The 17,642-nt window shown below is 70.8% G+C and carries 12 protein-coding genes; 9 read left to right on the top strand and 3 right to left on the bottom strand.

What is annotated here, in order from left to right:
• Positions 1 to 61 precede the first annotated feature (61 nt).
• Together KIT14_22820 and KIT14_22815 are read right to left on the bottom strand one after the other, a co-directional pair.
• Complete coding sequence (locus tag KIT14_22820) at positions 62 to 376, bottom strand: hypothetical protein (GenBank protein MCW5893357.1); 315 nt, start codon at positions 374 to 376, stop codon at positions 62 to 64.
• Complete coding sequence (locus KIT14_22815) at positions 373 to 1,233, bottom strand: DUF692 family protein (GenBank protein ID MCW5893356.1); 861 nt, start codon at positions 1,231 to 1,233, stop codon at positions 373 to 375. Before KIT14_22815 ends, KIT14_22820 begins: the two co-directional genes overlap by 4 nt.
• Positions 1,234 to 1,539: 306 nt before the next feature.
• On the opposite strand from KIT14_22815, the gene KIT14_22810 reads away from it, so the two are divergent.
• From KIT14_22810 to KIT14_22775, 8 genes are all read left to right on the top strand, one after another.
• Entirely contained in the window at positions 1,540 to 3,900 is a 2,361-nt protein-coding gene (locus KIT14_22810) for a bifunctional metallophosphatase/5'-nucleotidase (GenBank protein MCW5893355.1), read from the top strand.
• 271 nt (positions 3,901 to 4,171) lie between these two features.
• Complete coding sequence (locus KIT14_22805; GenBank protein MCW5893354.1) at positions 4,172 to 6,436, top strand: glycosyl transferase family protein; 2,265 nt, start codon at positions 4,172 to 4,174, stop codon at positions 6,434 to 6,436.
• 11 nt (positions 6,437 to 6,447) lie between these two features.
• Complete coding sequence (locus tag KIT14_22800; protein ID MCW5893353.1) at positions 6,448 to 8,088, top strand: tetratricopeptide repeat protein; 1,641 nt, start codon at positions 6,448 to 6,450, stop codon at positions 8,086 to 8,088.
• A 14-nt stretch (positions 8,089 to 8,102) separates the two neighbouring features.
• On the top strand, positions 8,103 to 9,317 hold the full coding sequence (locus tag KIT14_22795; protein MCW5893352.1) for a right-handed parallel beta-helix repeat-containing protein: 1,215 nt from the start codon (positions 8,103 to 8,105) through the stop codon (positions 9,315 to 9,317).
• A 695-nt stretch (positions 9,318 to 10,012) separates the two neighbouring features.
• Entirely contained in the window at positions 10,013 to 11,158 is a 1,146-nt protein-coding gene (locus KIT14_22790; protein ID MCW5893351.1) for an ATP-binding cassette domain-containing protein, read from the top strand.
• Complete coding sequence (locus KIT14_22785) at positions 11,155 to 12,153, top strand: ABC transporter permease subunit (protein MCW5893350.1); 999 nt, start codon at positions 11,155 to 11,157, stop codon at positions 12,151 to 12,153. The genes KIT14_22790 and KIT14_22785 overlap by 4 nt, the downstream gene beginning before the upstream one ends.
• Positions 12,154 to 12,237: 84 nt before the next feature.
• Entirely contained in the window at positions 12,238 to 14,085 is a 1,848-nt protein-coding gene (locus KIT14_22780; protein ID MCW5893349.1) for a GldG family protein, read from the top strand.
• A 32-nt stretch (positions 14,086 to 14,117) separates the two neighbouring features.
• Positions 14,118 to 15,164 (top strand): DUF4340 domain-containing protein, encoded by a 1,047-nt coding sequence (locus KIT14_22775; protein MCW5893348.1) that lies wholly within the window; start codon positions 14,118 to 14,120, stop codon positions 15,162 to 15,164.
• 102 nt (positions 15,165 to 15,266) lie between these two features.
• On the opposite strand, the gene KIT14_22770 is transcribed toward KIT14_22775, so the two are convergent.
• Positions 15,267 to 16,508, bottom strand: coding sequence for a S8 family serine peptidase (locus tag KIT14_22770; protein MCW5893347.1), 1,242 nt, complete (start codon positions 16,506 to 16,508; stop codon positions 15,267 to 15,269).
• Between the two features lie 213 nt (positions 16,509 to 16,721).
• On the opposite strand from KIT14_22770, the gene KIT14_22765 reads away from it, so the two are divergent.
• A partial coding sequence (locus KIT14_22765) for a Glu/Leu/Phe/Val dehydrogenase (GenBank protein MCW5893346.1) occupies positions 16,722 to 17,642 on the top strand: 921 nt, incomplete at its 3' end.

Genomic DNA, 17,642 nt, shown 5'->3' with positions numbered 1-17,642 from the left:
GCGATCGCCGCCTCAGGCGCGCCGCCGCGGCGCAGAGTCGGGATCGGCGGCGAGGTGGGCGCTAACGCCAGCGCCAGCGAGCCGCGCGCCTGCACCGCACGTCGTGGAACGCCGGCGGGCGAAAGAACGCCGCGGCGCGCGCCGGCGCGAGCGCGGTCGCGACCGGGTATTCGTCGCGCAGCGCGGCGAGCACGCGCGCCGGCCGCGCGCGGTCGGTGCCCCACGCCGCGCGCGGCGTCGCGAGCAGCCAGGTGCGCTCCCGTGCCTCGAGGTCGGTGCCGGCGAGCGCGCGCTCGGGGTCGGCGTAGAGCGCCGCGACGAACGCGGGATCGTGGAGCAGGCGGACGGTCACCCGTTGCAGCGCGAGGTGGCTCATGCCGAGAGCAGCGCCGCGAGGCGCGCGAAGCCGTCGCGGCAGGCGGGCAGGGGATTGCGCTCGCACTCGTAGACCACGGCGCGCAGGTTCGGCGCCCGTGCGACGACGTGCTCGACGACGCGCCAGGTGTCGGCGAGGACGCCGGGCGTGTGGTCGTCGTCGAGCCAGGCGAAGCCGTCGTGGCGACGCTCGGTGCCGCCGGCGACGTGCAGCTCGACGACGCGATCGAGCGGGAAGCCGTCGAGGCCGGTGAGCACGTCGAGCCCGCGCAGGCGCTGGAAGATGACGAGGTGGGCGCAGTCGAGCAGCAGGCCGGTGTCGGCGCGCTCGGCGACGCGGGCGAAGAAGTCGAGGAGATGGAGGTCGCCGAGGAAGACCGTGCCGGGCGGGTTCTCGGGCAGCACCTCGTAGCCGGTCGCGTCGCGCAGGCGCACCACGCCGTCGGCCATGGCGTCGGCGGCGTCGGCCGTGAGGATCGGCGGCAGCAGCAGCATGTGGCCGCGGTCGCGCGTGCCGAGGTGCCACATGCCGGCGTCGCCGCACAGCCACGCCGGACGCAGGTGCGCCGCGAGCGCGCGCACGCGCTCGAGCCAGGGGGCGTCGAAGTCCTCGGGCTCGTCGAGGTTGACGTCGAGGTAGTGGTAGGTCGTCGGCAGGCCGCGGGCGATCCACGCCTCGGCGTGGCGGTCGAGGCCGCGCGAGGCCTCGACGCCGACCTCGAGGAACTGGGCCCATTCGGGGTGCGCGGCGCGCAGGGCGGCGAGGTCGAGGCCGCCCGGCGTATCGCCGGCGCCGTACTCGGTGGAGACGCCGAGCCCGAGTCGGGGCAGGGCGGCGGCGCGCGCCAGGAAGGACATCGCGCGGTGGCGTACCGCGCGAGCTTCCGCGCGGCAATCGGAGCGGTGACGCGAGCGGCGTGCGGGCGTCGCACGGTCGAATTCACGGGATCGTCGCCGAGGCGCCATCGCGCCCACGCGGCGCTCCGCTATCCCGCTCCCATGACGTCGCCGGTCGCCGGAGTGCCGTAGCGGAGACACGCCTCGCTCGTCGCGCATCGCCGCCCACCGCGCGCGACGCGGCACGGCGAGGCGTCTCGGCAGCGCCGGTGCGCGCTCCGGCCCATCGAAAGGAGATACCCGATGCCCCCCTTGTCGCCTCCGCTCGTGTCCCGTCCCTCCACGTCCCCGAGGACCTCACGCCGGCGCCGCTGGCGCGCGGCGCTCACGGCGGTCGCCCTCGGCGCCGTGCTGCTCGGCGCGGGGCGTTCGGCCGACGCCGGCACCCCGGTGACCATCAACGTCGTGACGGTCAACGACTTCCACGGTCGCATCGAGCGCGACGGAGCCGCCGCCGGGGCCGCCGCGCTGTCGACGGCCGTGAAGCAGATTCGCGCCGGCAACCCCAACACGGTGTTCGCTGCCGCGGGCGATCTGATCGGCGCGTCGACCTTCACGTCGTTCATCGCGCAGGACGTGCCGACGATCGCCGCGCTCAGCGCCGCCGGCCTCGAGGTGAGCGCGGTCGGCAACCACGAGCTCGATCAGGGCTGGAGCGATCTCGTCGACCGGGTGATGCCGCTCGCGAGCTGGGAGTACCTCGCCGCGAACCTGCACCCGACGCTCGGACAGCCTGCGGTTCCCGCGTACTGGACGACGACGTTCGACGGCATCACCGTCGGGTTCATCGGCGCGGTCACCGACGAGCTTCCGGCGCTGGTGAGCCCCGCGGGCATCGCGGGCATCACCGTCGAGACCCCGGTCGTGGCCGCGAATCGGGTGGCGGACCAGCTCCGCGACGGCGACCCGTCGAACGGCGAGGCCGACGTCGTGATCCTCCTGGTTCACGAGGGGGCGACGACCACCAGCGTCGCGTCCGCCACCGACCCGACGACGCGCTTCGGCCAGCTCGTCAACGGTGCCAACGCGAACATCGACGCGATCGTGTCGGGTCATACCCACCTCGCCTACAACCATGTGATCGCCGGCCGCCCCGTCATCTCCAGCGGGCAGTACGGTGAGAAGTTCGGCAACATGACCATCCAGGTCGACTCGGAGAGCCGGGCCATCCTGTCGATGAGCAACGTCGTCGTCGACGCGGCGACGGCGATCCCTCCCGCCCTCGATGATCCCGCGGTGACGCCGATCGTGGCGGCGGCAGTGGCCAACGCCAACGTCCTCGGCGCGGTGCCGCTCGGGACCGTCACCGCGGACTTCAACCGGGGCGTGCGCGCGACCGGCGCCGAGAGCCGCGGCGCCGAGTCGACGCTGGGCAACTTCGTCGCCGACGTGCAGCTGTGGGCCGCGAACCAGATCGGCACCGCGCAGATCGCGTTCATGAACCCGGGCGGCCTCCGCACCGACATCAAGCTCGGCGACGACGGTGGCATCGTGACCTACCGCGAAGCCGCCAACGTGCAGCCGTTCGCGAACACCCTGAACACCCTGACCCTCACGGGCGCCCAGGTGAAGACGGTGCTCGAGCAGCAGTGGCAGCCTGCCGGGGCGTCGCGCCCGTTCCTGAAGCTCGGCGTCAACAAGGCGCTCACGTACACGTTCGATCCGGCGCGGCCGTCGGGCGATCGCGTCACGCGCATCCTGCTGGACGGCCAGGAGCTCGACCCCGCCGCGGACTACCGGATCGTCGTGAACTCGTTCCTGGCGGCGGGCGGGGACAGCTTCTTCGAGCTGGCGAACGGTCGCGAGAAGGTCGACACCGGGAAGGTGGATCTGCAGTCGATGGTCGACTGGTTCGCGGCGTTCCAGACGGCGACGCCGGATGCGGCGCAGCGGGCGGTCGCCCTGCACGTGGCGGCGCCCTCGGGCTACGTCGGCGGCGCCCCGCTGACCGTCGACCTCGCGTCGCTGGACTTCACGACCAACGAGGTGAAGTCCGGCGCCGTCGAGGTGTCGCTCGGGGGCGTCCCGCTGGGCACGTTCCCGGTCGACTCCAGCGTGATGGCCGAGGACGACCTGTTCGACCTGACCGGTCGGGTCGCGATCGCCACCGGCATCCCGGGCGGCCTCCACGGTCCCCAGACGCTGGCGATCAGCGCCCCCGCGACGGGGACCGCCGTGTCCGTGCCGCTCACGTTGGTCTCTGCGCTCGGACAGCACCAGACCACGGTGACGAGCCTCGAGGCGCTCCTGCCCGGCGCGGACAAGAGCACTGCGAAGCGGCTCTCCCGTGCGATCCTGCGTCTGTCCCGCGCCACGGCAGCCGACCGGTGGCTGGACCCGTCCCACCCGGCCGACCGCCGGGTGTTCGACGAGGTGAAGCAGGCCGTCCGCTCCCTGACGCGCATCAAGAACCCGTCGCCCGAGGTGCTCGCGGCGATCGACCGGCTCTGGAAGCTGGCGCGGACCCTGGCCGAGACCGCGATCGAGGACGCGGCCGGCGGGACCCCGAAGCTGCTCGCCGTCGCAGCCAAGGCGATGGCCCGCGCCGCCGCGGCCGTCGACGCCGGCAAGCTCGACAAGGCGATCCGGCAGTACGGCCTCGCCTGGAAGGCGGCTTCCGCGGCCTGATCGCTTCGCACCGCGGTGTCGGGCGCGAGGCCGGTTCGCCGGCGTCGCGTCCGACACCGAAGCCGCGGCCGGCAGCCGGGGCGTGACTCGCGGGCAGCCGCCGTAGTCGGCACTGGGGGGAACGGCCGGACGGCTCCGAGCCGGTGGGCCGGGCGTCCCGCCGTCGGTCGCGCGGGCCACTAAAGCAACTGCTCCCACCCGCCGAGAATGGCATTGTGGGAGGTCCCGACACGCCCGTCGTGCGCCCGGGCGAGGTGACGCGAGGTCCGGCGTGACCGACGTCCTCGCCTGGCTCGGTCTCGGGACGCAGGCGATGCTCGTCGTCACCGTCGTGCTGTTCACCCTGAGCGGCCTCGACGATCTGGTGATCGACACCTACTACGTCTGCCGCCAGCTCTACGTCCTGCTCTACGTGCGGCGCCGCTGGCCGCGCCTCAAGGAGGAGCAGCTGCTCGGCGCCGTCGAGCAGCCGATCGCGATCATCGTCCCCGCGTGGCAGGAGGCGCCGGTCATCGGGAAGATGATCGACAACACCGTCCGCACGCTGCGCTACAGCAAGTACACGATCTTCGTCGGCACGTATCCGAACGATCCCGACACCCAGCAGGAGGTCGAGCGCGCACGCGAGCGCTGGGCGAACGTCGAGCGCATCGTCTGCCCGAAGGACGGTCCGACCAACAAGGCGGACTGCCTCAACTGGATCATCCAGGGCGTGCGCCGCCACGAGCGTCAGACCGGCACGCGGTTCGCGGTCTTCGTCATGCACGACGCCGAGGACATCGTGCACCCGCTGTCGCTGAAGCTCTTCAACTACCTGATGCCGCGCTTCGCGATGATCCAGATCCCGGTCTTCTCGCTGCCGCGGAAGTGGAACGAGTTCACCGCCGGCGTCTACATGGACGAGTTCGCGGAGCTGCACTCGAAGGATCTCGTCGTGCGCGAGCGGCTCGGGCGCAACGTGCCGAGCGCCGGCGTCGGGACCGCGTTCAGCCACGAGGCGGTCGAGGCGCTCGGCATGGCGAACGAGAACCAGCTCTTCAGCCTGGACTCGCTCACCGAGGACTACGACTTCGGCTTCCGCTTGCGGGCGGTCGGCCTGCCGTCGATCTTCGTGCGCTTCCCCTACGAGCGCGAGACGACGCGCACGCCGTGGTGGTCCCGCACGCCGCGCCGGGTGCGGGTCACGGACTACGTCGCGACGCGGGAGTACTTCCCGAGCCACTTCTGGCTCGCGGTGCGACAGAAGACGCGCTGGGTCATCGGCATCACCCTCCAGGGCTGGGCGAACCTCGGCTGGCGCGGCGACTGGCGCACCAAGTACATCCTCTTCCGCGACCGCAAGACGCTCGTCACCTCGCAGCTGAACGTCCTCGGCTACGTGCTGGTGATGATCGTGGCGGCCTTCTGGATCGGCGAGGCGCTCGACCCCGACGGGCACCGCTACGTCGCGCTGAGCGACCTCGCCCCGTGGGTGAAGGCGCTGCTGTGGATCAACGGCAGCTTCCTCGCGCTGCGTCTCGTGCAGCGCTTCGTCACGGTGACGCGCATCTACGGGCCGCTGCAGGGGCTGCTGAGCGCGCCCCGCCTCGTGTGGGGCAACCTCATCAACTTCTGCGCCTGCTGGCGCGCCCTGCGGCAGTACGCGAGCTATCTGCGCACCGGCAAGCTCATCAAGTGGGACAAGACGGATCACGTCTATCCGAACGACGAGGATCTCGCCGCCTACCGGCGTCGCCTCGGCGACCTCCTGCTCGAGCGCCGTCTCCTCACCGTCGGTGCGCTGAACGAGGCGCTCGCGCAGCAGAAGAGCGATCCGCGTCCCCTCGGTGCGATTCTCGTCGAGCGCGGGCTCGTGCGCGAGGAAGAGCTCGTGCAGGTCGTGGGCGCGCAGCTCCAGGTGAAGGTCCGCGAGATCGATCCGTATGCGGTGCCCGAGGAGGTGCTGTCGACGGTGCCGCGCGACCTCGCGCGGCAGTACGGCTTCGTGCCGGTCGCCGTGCAGCCGAACGGCCGCATCGAGATCGCGTCGAGCACCCTCCTGACGCGCGAGCAGCGCGACGACATCGAGCAGCGCCTCGGCCACCCGGTCGATCTGTCGCTCAGCACCACCGCCGACGTCGCCTTCGCGATCAACCGCTGCTATCCGCCCGAGCCCGGCGAGCCCGCCGCGCCCGCGGAGCCGTCGCTCGGCCAGAAGCTGGTCGACGCCGGACTCCTCACGCGGGAAGCGCTCGACGGCCTGGTGCGCGAGCAGCGGCGGGGCTTCCGGCGTCTGGGCGACGTGCTGCTCGACCACGGCTGGCTCACGCGTGCGCAGCTCGACGAGGTGGCGACGACGGCGGCGCGCAACGGGCGCTACATCGGCGATTGCCTGATCGAGCGCGGCTGGCTCACACGGGCGCAGCTCGACGCGGCGCTCGCCGAGCAGCGCGCGAGCGATCGCCGCCTCGGCGAGCTGCTGGTGGAGCGCGAGCTGGTGAGTCCCGAGGTTCTCGCGCGGGCCCTCGCGAGCACGGGTCACGGTACGACGGAGTGAGGTCCGGCGCGGTGCAGGGAGGGACGGGGCGCACCGTACGCGTGGCCCTTTTGGCGGCGGCCCTCGCCGCGAGCGTCGCCGTGCGGCCGGCGGGCGCGCAGCCGACGCCCGGGTCGTCGCCGGCGTCGTCCTACGCCGATCTGCTGCACGCCGACCGTGAGGGGGAGAGCTTCGTCGCGCGCCAGCTGCGCGAGGCGAAGACGTACCCCTATCTCGACCGCGGCAACCGGCTCCTGGCGCAGGGCCGGCGCGAGGAGGCGCGCGCCGAGCTCGCGGCCTACCTCGAGCGCGATCCCGCCGACGTGAAGGTGCGCTACGAGTACGGCGTGCTGCTGGCGTCGCTCGGCGACGCGGCGGGCGCGGCGCGCGCGATGACCCGCGTCCTCGCGCAGCAGCCGGGGTTCGCCCCGGCGCTGCTCTACCGCGCCAACGCGCGCCAGCGCCTGGGGGAGCAGGCGGGGGCGCTGGCCGATTTCCGCGCCGCAGCGCGCCACCGCGGCCTCACGCCCGCCGACCGCACCGCGGCGCTCGATGCGGCCGCGAACGTCGCTGTCGCGCTCGGCCGACGCGACGTCGCACTGCAGGTGCTGGGCGATCTGCGGGACGCCCCGGCCGATCCGGCGCGCGACCTGATGTCCGCGCAGCTGCTCGCCGAGGCCGGCCGTGGTGACGAGGCGATGGCGATCCTGTCACGGCTCGCCGCGGGTACGGCGACGCCGGCGCAGAAGCGCGAGGCGCTCCAGCGTCTGTCCGTGCTCGCGACCACGAGCGGCAAGCTCGCCGAGGCGCGTGCGGCCGGCGAGCAGGCGCTGGCGCTGGGTCCCGACGATCCCGCCCTGCTGCGCCAGCTCGCCGAGATCGCGCGCCGCCAGGGCGACGACGCGGCCGCGCTCGCGTACCTCCAGCGTTCCGCCCGCCTGGAGCCGTCCCCCGACACCACGCGGGCCGAGGTCTACGCCGCCGAGCGCGCGGGCGACGATGCACGCGCCGCCGAGCTCCTGCGCGGCCTCATCGCGGCCGACCCCGTCGGGTCGCCCGCGGCGGTACGGGACCGGGCGAGCCTCGCCGTCGTCGAGGCGCGGCGGGGCCGTCACGCGGCCGCGGCCGACGCCTGGCTCCAGGCGTTCGAGGCGAGCCAGGGAGCGAATCCCGAGTTCCTCGTGCGCGCCGCGCGCGCGCGCGCCGCCGCGAAGAAGGCGCGCTGGCTCGCGCGCGAGGCGATCGGTCACTCCAACCTCGGGCAGGCCAAGCTGGCGCTCGGCGAGCACGAGGTCGCGGCCTCCGAGCTCGATCGCGCGTGCCGCCTCGCCGACGAGGGCGGCTTCCTCGACGTCCTCGCCGACAGCGCGCGCGCCCTCGCGGAGGTCGAGCTCGCCCGCGCCAACGTCGCCGAGGCGGCCTCTCGCGCGCGCGCGGCGATCGAGGCGGCCGAGCGCTCGAAGAACGCGATGTTCGTGGCGCTGGCCCACGCGACGGCGATGGACGTCTTCCTCGCGGCGATGCATACGACGCGGAGCCGCGAGGCGTTCGAGCAGGCCCGCCGGCACAAGGAAGAAGCCTACGCCCGCCTGATCGAGCTCGGACAGAAGAACGCCGCGGAATCCTTGGCAAAACGTTATGGCCAGGGAAGCAATGCCACCGTCGACACGTAAGAGACACTGCCTGCATGGTCAGAACCCCCCTCCTCCCCGTCGCCCTCCTCTCTTGGTCGGTCCTGTTCGCCGCGGCCGCGACCGGCTGCAGCTCGGACGACGACGAGGGCGCGCTGGCCCCGCCCGACGGCGTGTCGTGCGCGTCGGTCGCCGGCGCGTCGGACGAGTCGAGCCTCGTCTCCGGCCTCGCCAACGTCGGGGCCGGCGGGTGCGTCGTCCTCACGGGCAGCGTGACGTCCTCCGTCCCGATCGTGATCGACGGCGTGACGTTGGTCGGCGCGAAGGGGACCCGGCCGGTCCTCACGGCCGCGCCCGGGACCGGCGGGGCGATCACCGTCACCGGCGACGGTTCGCAGCTCGGCAACCTCGACGTCACGGGGGCGCGCGGCGTCGGCGTCGCGATCGTCGCGCGGGACGTCAAGGTGTTCGACGTCGTCGTGTCCGGCGCCGAGAAGGCGGCGGTCGCCGTCGTCCCGGGGAGCGAGGGCGCGTCGAGCGCGACGCTGACCGACGTCGTCCTCGAGAAGAACGCCTATGGCCTCTACGTCGGCGGCGCGGGCGTCGAGGTGACGATGTCCGGCGGTCGCGTGTCGGAGAACGGCGGCTCGTCGCTCTCGGCGGGCGCGGGCGTCGTCACGACCGACGGAGCGAAGCTCACGCTCGACGGCGTGACGGTCGAGAAGAACGAGGGCACGGGCGTGCTCCTCGACGGCGCCAGCACGCGCGCCGTGATCGCGGCGTCGACCATCTCGGAGAACCGCGAGCGTGGCGTCTGGGCGCAGGGCCTCCAGGGGACGCTCGACGCGCCGGCGCTGAGGATCGAGGAGACCGAGCTCTCGAAGAACCGCATCGTCGGCATGGGCGGGATCGCGCTGAAGGGCATCATCATCGTCGGCGGGTCGGTGAAGGAGACCGTCGCTTCGCCCGTCCCGACCAACCTCGCCGCGACCGAGCTCATCGGCGACGGCGTCGGGATCTTCGGCGGCTCCACCGACTTCAAGATCGAGCGGACCAACTTCGCCGCCAACGGCCGCGCCGCCGGCGTGGTCGACGGCAGCGAGGTCGGCATCATCATCGTCGGCGGCAAGGTGGAGCCGGGCGACTCCGGGTTGAAGTTCGTCGTCCAGAACAGCAAGGCCGACGTCCAGATCCCCGACGCCGACAAGAGCACCACGACCTCACCGCTCGGGATCAGCGCGCCGAAGATCCAGGTCCCCTCGGCGCTCTGAAATCGACGATCGACGGCTCGCGCCGCGGGGCGCCCGGACGTCGGCGGCCGAGGAGCCCGCCGACGCCGCGCCGGCGTGCTCGTGCTGGACGGACCTGACGAGCTGTCTGTCCGGCGCCCCGGCGCGTCCGGCACCCCGGTGCCGTCGCGCTCGGTCGCCTCGCTCGAGTGTGACGGCAAGGACGTGAGCGGCTGCCGCTGAGCCGGTGAGATCCGGCCGTCGCGTGGCCGCGGCCGTGTGCGGCGCCGCCCGGTCACGGCGGTCGCGCGGGCGTCGCCGGACGACGGGGCGCCGCGCGGAGCGGGTGCCCTGCGGTCCGCTCGTCCGTCTTCCGGCGGGCCGGGGACGCCGATCCGTTGACAGGAGAGGACCCGCGATTAGGATGCGCGGCCGAGGGACTTTGACGTCTTCCCGAGGATTCTCGCCGCGTTCGGCCGTCCGCTCGAGGGCGCTGAAATGACGGGACTGTTGGGTCTGGGGAAGAAATCCGGTAGGAAGCTCGTTCCGCGCGTGCCGGGCGGGTCTGTTTCACCAGTATTCCAAGGGAGCTCGCGACCGAGGATACGGGGTTCCGAGGGGCCAAAAGCGACCGAGGAACGTGACTCTTCCGCTCTCTTTCTCTCGATTGTGCGCGTCCGATTCCCCTCCACGAACGGCGGGGGACGGGCGACGGAGGATGGATGTCCACCGACGTGATGATCTACGCGAGCGGCCTGACGAAGCGATACGGCTCGTTCAAGGCGCTCGACGACGTCAGCTTCGAGGTCAACAAGGGTGAGGTCGTGGGCTTCCTCGGGCCGAACGGCGCCGGGAAGTCGACCACGATGCGGATCCTGACCTGCTTCATCTCGCCCACCGGCGGGACGGCGAAGGTCCGCGGCCACGACGTCTTCGACGACACCCTCTCGGTTCGAGCGAACCTCGGCTACTTGCCGCAGCGCGCGCCGCTCTACCTCGAGATGACGGTCTACGAGTACCTCCAGTTCGCGGCGCGGATCCGCAACATCGACGCGAGCAAATTCAAGCAGCGCGCGCGCACGGTCGTCGAGATCTGCGGCCTCGCGCAGTCGCTCTCGAAGGAGATCCGGCAGCTGTCGCACGGCTATCGCCAGCGCGTCGGCCTCGCCCAGGCGCTCATCCACGACCCGCCGATCCTCATCCTCGACGAGCCGACGAGCGATCTCGATCCGAACGAGCGCACCGAGTTCCTCAACTACCTGAAGCAGATCGGAAAGGACCGCACGGTCCTCCTCTCGACGCACAACCTCAAAGAGGTCGAGGCCGCGTGCGCCCGCGCGATCATCGTCTCCCGCGGTCGCGTCGTCGCCGACGGCCCGCTCGACGAGATCCGCGCCAAGAGCGGCCGCGTCCGCTACGTCGTCTCGATCCAGGAGTCGGTCGGCGACGCGCCCTATCGCGGCAAGGGCACGCCCCCGCGCCAGACCGAGGTCGAGCACGCGCTCAACTCGCTCCCCGGCGTGAAGAAGGTCAACGAGCTCCCCACGGACGATCGCGCGCACGCCTACGAGCTCGCCGGGGAGGACGGGTCGGATCTCCGCCCCGAGATCTTCCGCATGATCGCCGACAAGGGCTGGGTGCTCCTCGAGCTCCACCGCGACACGCAGACCCTCGAAGACGTCTTCCGCCAGCTGACGATCGGCGACGAGCGGCGCAACCGCCAGCTCGGCCCGGTCAGGGACGACGATCGCCGCGCCCGCGACGAAGACGACGACGACGAGGAAGAAGAAGAGGACGACGACGAGGACGAGTCGGACGACGACGAGGACTCGGATTCGGACGACTCCGACGCGGACGACGACGGCAAGAGGAACAAGCGATGAGCAGCGAGAGCACCATCGAGAAGGCCACGAAGGACAAGTCCCGCGCCGCCGAGGAGGCCGAGGAGCGCGACGAGGACGAGGAAGACGACGAGGCGCGCGACGAGGGCGAAGGCTCGGACGACGGCGACTCGGGCGACGACGACTCCGACGACGGCGACTCCGACGGCGGGGGCAGCGACGACGTGGCGACCAAGCCGATGTCGATGATCGACGCGTCGCCCAAGGAGAAGGCCGCCCTCGATCGCCCGAGCTCCCTCGCGATGACGTGGACCATCACGCGCCGCGAGCTCGCCGCCTATTTCAACTCGGTCATCACGTACATCGTGATCTCCGCGAGCATGGTGGGGCTCGGCCTGTTCTTCTACATGTACAAGGGCGGGTTCTGGCAGGTCGACCGCGTGACGATGCAGCGCATGTTCGACTTCTTGCCGTTCGCGCTCTGCTTCCTCGTCATCCCGCTCTTCACGATGCGGACGCTCTCGGACGAGAAGCGCGTCGGGACGATCGAGCTCCTCATCACGATGCCGGTGAAGGACAGCGAGGTCATCCTCGGCAAGTACTTCGCCGCGCTCGCGATCGTGACGGTGCAGCTCGCCCTCGTGGTGCTCTACCCGATCGCCATGTTCAAGTGGCCGTGGCACCTCGGCGAGCTCGATTGGGGCGCGTTCTGGGTCGGCATGAGCGGCCTCTTCTTCCTGTCGGCGACGGGGACGGCGGTGGGCCTCATGTACTCGAGCTTCACGGAGAGCCAGATCCTCTCGTTCTTCGCGACGATGCTCACGCTGACGGGCATCTACGCGCTCGGCACGCTGAGCGCCGTCGAGTCGCTCCAGGGCTGGCCCGGCGACGCGATCTCCTTCATCAGCCTCCAGTCGCGCTTCGAGCCGTTCGCGCGAGGCCTGCTCGACAGCCGCGCGATCGTCTACTTCGTGTCGATCGCCGTCCTCTGCCTCGTGGTCGCGTTCCACGCGCTCGAGCGCAGGAAGTGGACCTGACGGGCGCCCGCCGGCGCCGACTCGGGACACGCTCGCGACTCAACAGACTCATCTCGGCTTCACAAGGCAAACCGAACCATGGCCATGGAACGCAAGAAGAAGGCGGCGACCGAGAGCGGCGCCATGCTTTTCATCCTCGCTGCGATCGTCGTCGCCGTGAACACGCTCAGCTACTTCATGTACTGGCGCAAGGACATGACGAAGGCGGAGAAGTACACGCTGTCGGAGGGCAGCGGGCGCCTCATCCGCTCGATCAAGGACGGTGAGAAGATCGAGGTCGAGGCGTACGTCACGCGCGGCCTCCCGAAGCTCGACGCCTTCGTCCGCGATCTGCGCGATCTCCTCCAGCAGTACAAGGAGAAGGGCGGCGGCAAGTTCGACTACACGATCATCGAGCCGAAGACGGAGGAGGAGCGCAAGAAGGCCGAGGAGGCCGGGCTCCAGAAGCTCCAGCGGATCGAGGGCTCGGACACCGAGGACAAGGCCGAGGTCGCGCAGGGCTACATGGGCCTCGTCTTCACCTACAAGACGCAGCGCGAGAAGATCCCGGTCCTCTCTCCGGACAACAACACCGGCCTCGAGTTCTGGATCACCAACAAGATCCGCGAGCTGAAGGACGCGGGCGACAAGACGAAGCACAAGCTCGGCGTCCTCACCGGTCACGACGAGCTCAAGCTCTCCGACGCGAACCTCGTCCCGGGCGGCGGCCGTCAGGGCGGCCCGACCATCCAGGGCATCATCGGTCAGTACTTCCCGTTCTACGAGATCAAGGAGGTCGACCTGAAGAACGGCGACGCCGAGGTCGACGAGGAGCTCGACGGCCTGCTCATCACGCAGCCGGGCAAGGACCTCTCCGAGAAGGAGCTCCGCCGCATCGACCAGTTCGTCATGCGCGGCAAGAGCCTCGCCGTGCTCGCCAGCGCGGTCAACGTGAAGGCCGGCGACCCGACGATGAACGCGACGCTCGACACGCACGGGCTCGAGAAGCTCCTCGACGGCTACGGCATCGTCATGAACAAGGACGTCGTCCTCGAGTTCGGCCGTCCGTTCCGCGTCCGCGTCGACACGCTCACCGGTCCGCGCACGATGATCTTCCCGCAGGTGCTCGACGTCCGCGAGGACAGCCGCTTCACCGGCGACGAGGTCCTGCTCGACACGAGCTTCGCCGCGTTCTTCCGCATCCCGCAGGCGTCGTTCCCGTTCGCCTCGTCGCTGACGTTGAAGAAGGACAAGCAGCCCCAGCTCGGCGACAAGCTGCGCGTCATCGCGCGCTCGACGCCGGCGGCGCTCACCGAGACCGGCGACACCGTCGACCTCAAGCCGGCGCGCCAGTGGCGCCCGAAGGGCAACTTCCAGCAGCACGCGATCGCCGCGACCGCGGAGGGCAAGCTCAAGACCGCGTTCCCCGAGGGCGACAAGATGGGCGTCGAGACGCCGGCCGAGGCCTCGAACAACGCGCGCGTGCTCGTCATCTCGTCGGCGCAGTTCTTCGCCAACCCGTTCGTCCGCTCCGGGCAGGGCCCCGACCTCGGCCAGATGGGCATGATGATGCCCGGAGGCGGCGGCGACGAGTTCCTCAACGCGATCGCCGGGCCGTACGTCCAGCTCATCGGCACGACGTTCATCCTCCAGACGAAGAACCTCCTCGACTGGATGACGGGCGACGTCGACCTCCTCGCCGCGAGCGCGAAGATCCTCATGGAGCCGAACCTCGCCTACGGCGACGTCGTCAAGCCCAAGGCGGGCGAGGAGATGACGGAGGAGCAGCTCAAGAAGGAAGAGGACCGCATCAAGAAGGAGCGCAAGACGCGGCAGTACTGGATCGAGGGGACGATGACCCTCGGCATCCCGCTGGTGTTCGCCGGGCTCGGCCTGGTCCTCTGGCGCATCCGCGAGGCGCGCCGCCAGAACGTCGATCTCCTCGCCGCCTGACCTCCTCTTCGACCCGAGATAGCCAAGCCATCATGAGCCAGAGCACGAAGCTGTACGCAGGTGTGATCGTCCTCGCCGCGCTCGGCGGCGCCATCTACTACGCCAAGGACAAGGACTCGAAGATCGGGACCTCGTCGACCACGAGCGCGGAGCTCCCCGAGCTCAAGGCGCCGGACGAGCTCGACAAGATCAGCGTCACGAACGGCGACAAGGGCGAGATCGTCCTCGAGAAGAAGGGCGAGAAGTGGGCGATGACCAAGCCCGTGGAGGCGCCGGCCAACCAGGGCAACGTCGACCAGCTCGTGAAGAACCTGAAGGACCTCAAGGCCAAGGAGGTCATCGTCTCCACGGCCTCCGAGGACTCCAAGAAGGACTACGACTTCGTCGCCGAGAAGGGCGTCCACGTCGTCGCGTTCAAGGGCGGCGAGAAGAAGGTCGACCTCACGTTCGGCAGCTCGGGTCAGCGCGGTCAGATGGCGATGGTCGACGGCAAGCCGGGCATCTACGCCGTCACCGGCTACTCGAGCTACCTGTACACGCGCGAGCCGAAGGGCTTCCGCGAGACCGAGATCTTCAAGTACGACGACCAGAACGCCAACGGCCTCGTCATCGAGAAGAAGGACGGCCAGCTCTCCTTCACCAAGGAAGGCGACAAGTGGTCGGGCACCTGGAAGGGCCGGCCGATCGATCGCTTCGACGAGGAGAAGGTCAAGGACGCGGTCCGCGCGTTCAAGGCGCTCACGGCCGACGACTTCGGCGACGGCAAGACGCCCGCGGACACGGGCCTCGACAAGCCCGAGTCGACCGTCACCGTCCAGCTCAAGGACAACGCCGGCAAGTTCGTGGTGAAGGTCGGCGGCGTCTCGACCGGCACGAACCGCTGGGCGATGAAGGAGGGCTCGGACACGATCTACAGCATCCCGTCGTACTCGGCGGACTGGGCGACGGCCGAGGTCGCCAAGTTCCAGAAGGCGGCCGACGCCGGCGCGGGCGACGCGCCGAAGAAGCTCGACGTGCCGAGCATCCCCGGGATGCCGCACGGCATGCCCCACGGCGACGACGACGGCCACGGTCACTGAGCGTCGACGGCGCTCGCACGAGCCAGGCGCGGAGGCGAGGGCCCCGCGCCTGTTTCGTTTCGACGTGCCGCGCGCCGCGAGGTCGTGGGCGCGCCGCGCCGCTCAGGGGAGCGTCGCCTTCACGTGCGCGAGCAGCGTGCTCATGTCGAGGCGCCGGCCGTCCTTGAAGTAGCGCGTCAGCTTCGGGCTCGTCGCGGAGCCTTCGAGGACGAGGCGCTCGACGTCCGCCGCGCTATAGGCGGCCCGCTTCGTCTTGAGGTACTGGACGACGCGGGAGACGGCTCCGGCGACCATCGGGCCGGAGTACGACGTCCCGATCTGCACGCTGTAGCGGCCCTCCGCGAAGTCCCCGCCCGACGACGCGGCCATCCCCGGCGCGGCGAGCTCGACGTACGTCGGGCCGTAGTTCGAGAACTGCGCGTAGAAGTCCCCGTCCTCGTCGATCGAGCCGACGGCGATCACGCCCGGGATCGTCGAGTAGCGCGTGGGATAGACGGCGCGCTGGTCGACGTCGATCCTCGAGTTGCCCGCGGCCATCACGACGACCGTGCCCTGCCTCGTCGCGGTCTCGAGCAGCTCCCTGAACTCGGGGACGTCCTTCTCGCCGCCCTGGCTGCCGAGCGGCCAGCTCATCGAGATGACGTCGACGCGTCGCTCCACGGCGAAGCGCAGCGACGCGAGGTTGTCCGTCTCGAGATCGCGGACGAAGAGATCGAGCTTGGCGGAGGGGTTCACGCCGACGATGCCTCGGCCGGGCGCGCCGCGGCCCGCGATCAACCCCGCGAGCATCGTGCCGTGCACGAGCTTGATCGGCTCCTCTCCGAGCGCGGGGAGCGGCACCCGTTCGGGGACGTCGGGCGCGACGTCGCGGCACGCGCTCTTGCCGAGATCGAAGGTCGTGCAGCCGGCCTCGAGGAAGTTCCACGTGATGTCGACGGACGGCGCGATGTCGGGATGGTCCGTGATGAAGGAGAGGTCCAGGATCGCGACCGTGACCGGCGCGCGGTCGTACGCCGACCACTCCGCCGCGGCCTCCCAGTAGTGGATCGCGTCGAGGTGCGGGAGGCACACGAGCGTCGTGTAGGCGTTCCCCAGCGGCATCCGGACGCCGTCGGCGCACGCGCGGCCCAGTTGCGTCGGCGTCTCCGCCGGCTCGGCGGTCGTCTCCGCCGCCGCCGGATCGTCGATCGGCGGCGAGGCGTCGTCGTCGTCGCTCTCGGCGACCTCGGCGCGCGGCCTCGCGGGAGAGCCGGTGCCATCGCATGCGACGAGCGCGACGAGGCTCGCGCACGCGAGGGCGACGAGTTTTCGTGTCTGCGAAGCGTGGGTCTCGAGGCCGTTCATGACGACGGGGTTTGCAGCGGTCGTGCCGCGAGGCGCGACGGTTCGTCCTGCGACGGCGCCCGCGCGCGCGTGCGCGGATCGGGCTCGCGCGTTCGTCCGCCGCGTACCTCCCGCGTCCGGCTCAGCTCGACCGCGCGACGCCCCGCCGATGACGTGACGCGTCGTCGCTGCTCCTTGCCTGGCGGCGGCTCGTCTGTGCTAACGAGGATCGCGATGGATCTCTTCGGGCACCTGAGGGCATACGACTACGGCGAGGTTCACTTCAAGCATGACAAGGCGTCCGGCTTGAAGGCGATCGTGGCGATCCACGACTCGCGCCTCGGCCCCGCGCTCGGCGGCTGTCGCTTCCTGCCGTACGACACGGACGAGGACGCCGTCGTCGACGCGCTGCGGCTCGCGCGCGGCATGACGTACAAGGCGGCGCTCGCCGGGCTCGCGCACGGCGGCGGCAAGAGCGTCCTCATCCGGCCGAAGCAGCACTTCGACCGCGTCGCGATGTTCCGCGCCTTCGGCAAGTTCGTCGACGATCTCGGCGGGCACTACATCACCGCCGAGGACAGCGGCACCGGCCTCGAGGACATGGAGGTCATCCGCACCGTGACGAAGCACGTCACCGGCGTCGGCCCCGCGCACGGCGGATCCGGCGATCCGTCGCCGTTCACCGCGCTCGGCGTCCGTCGCGGCATCGAGGCCTGCGTGAAGTTCACCATGAAGCGCGACTCGCTCGACGGCGTCCACGTCGCCGTCCAGGGGGTCGGCCACGTCGGCTACCACCTCTGCAAGGAGCTCCACGCCCAGGGGGCGAAGATCTCCGTCGCCGACGTCGATCCGCTGAAGGCCGAGCGCGCGCAGCGCGAGTTCGGCGCGGTCATCGTCCCGCTCGACCAGATCTTCGAGACCGAGTGCGACGTCGTCGCCCCGTGCGCGCTGGGCTCGGCGCTCAACGACACGACCATCCCGAAGATCAAGGCGCGGATCGTCGCGGGCGCCGCGAACAACCAGCTCGCGCAGCCGCGTCACGGCGACGACCTCCACGCGCGGGGCATCCTCTACGCGCCCGACTACGCGATCAACGCGGGCGGTCTCGTGAACGTCGCGCAGGAGGTCCAGGGGTACGACGCGGCGAAGTCGCGC

The organism is bacterium (assembly GCA_026129405.1).
Classification (GTDB): Bacteria; Desulfobacterota; Binatia; order DP-6; family DP-6; genus JAHCID01.
The sequence above is the reverse complement of the archived record's forward strand: the minus strand, read 5'-3'. Positions and strand labels throughout refer to the sequence as shown.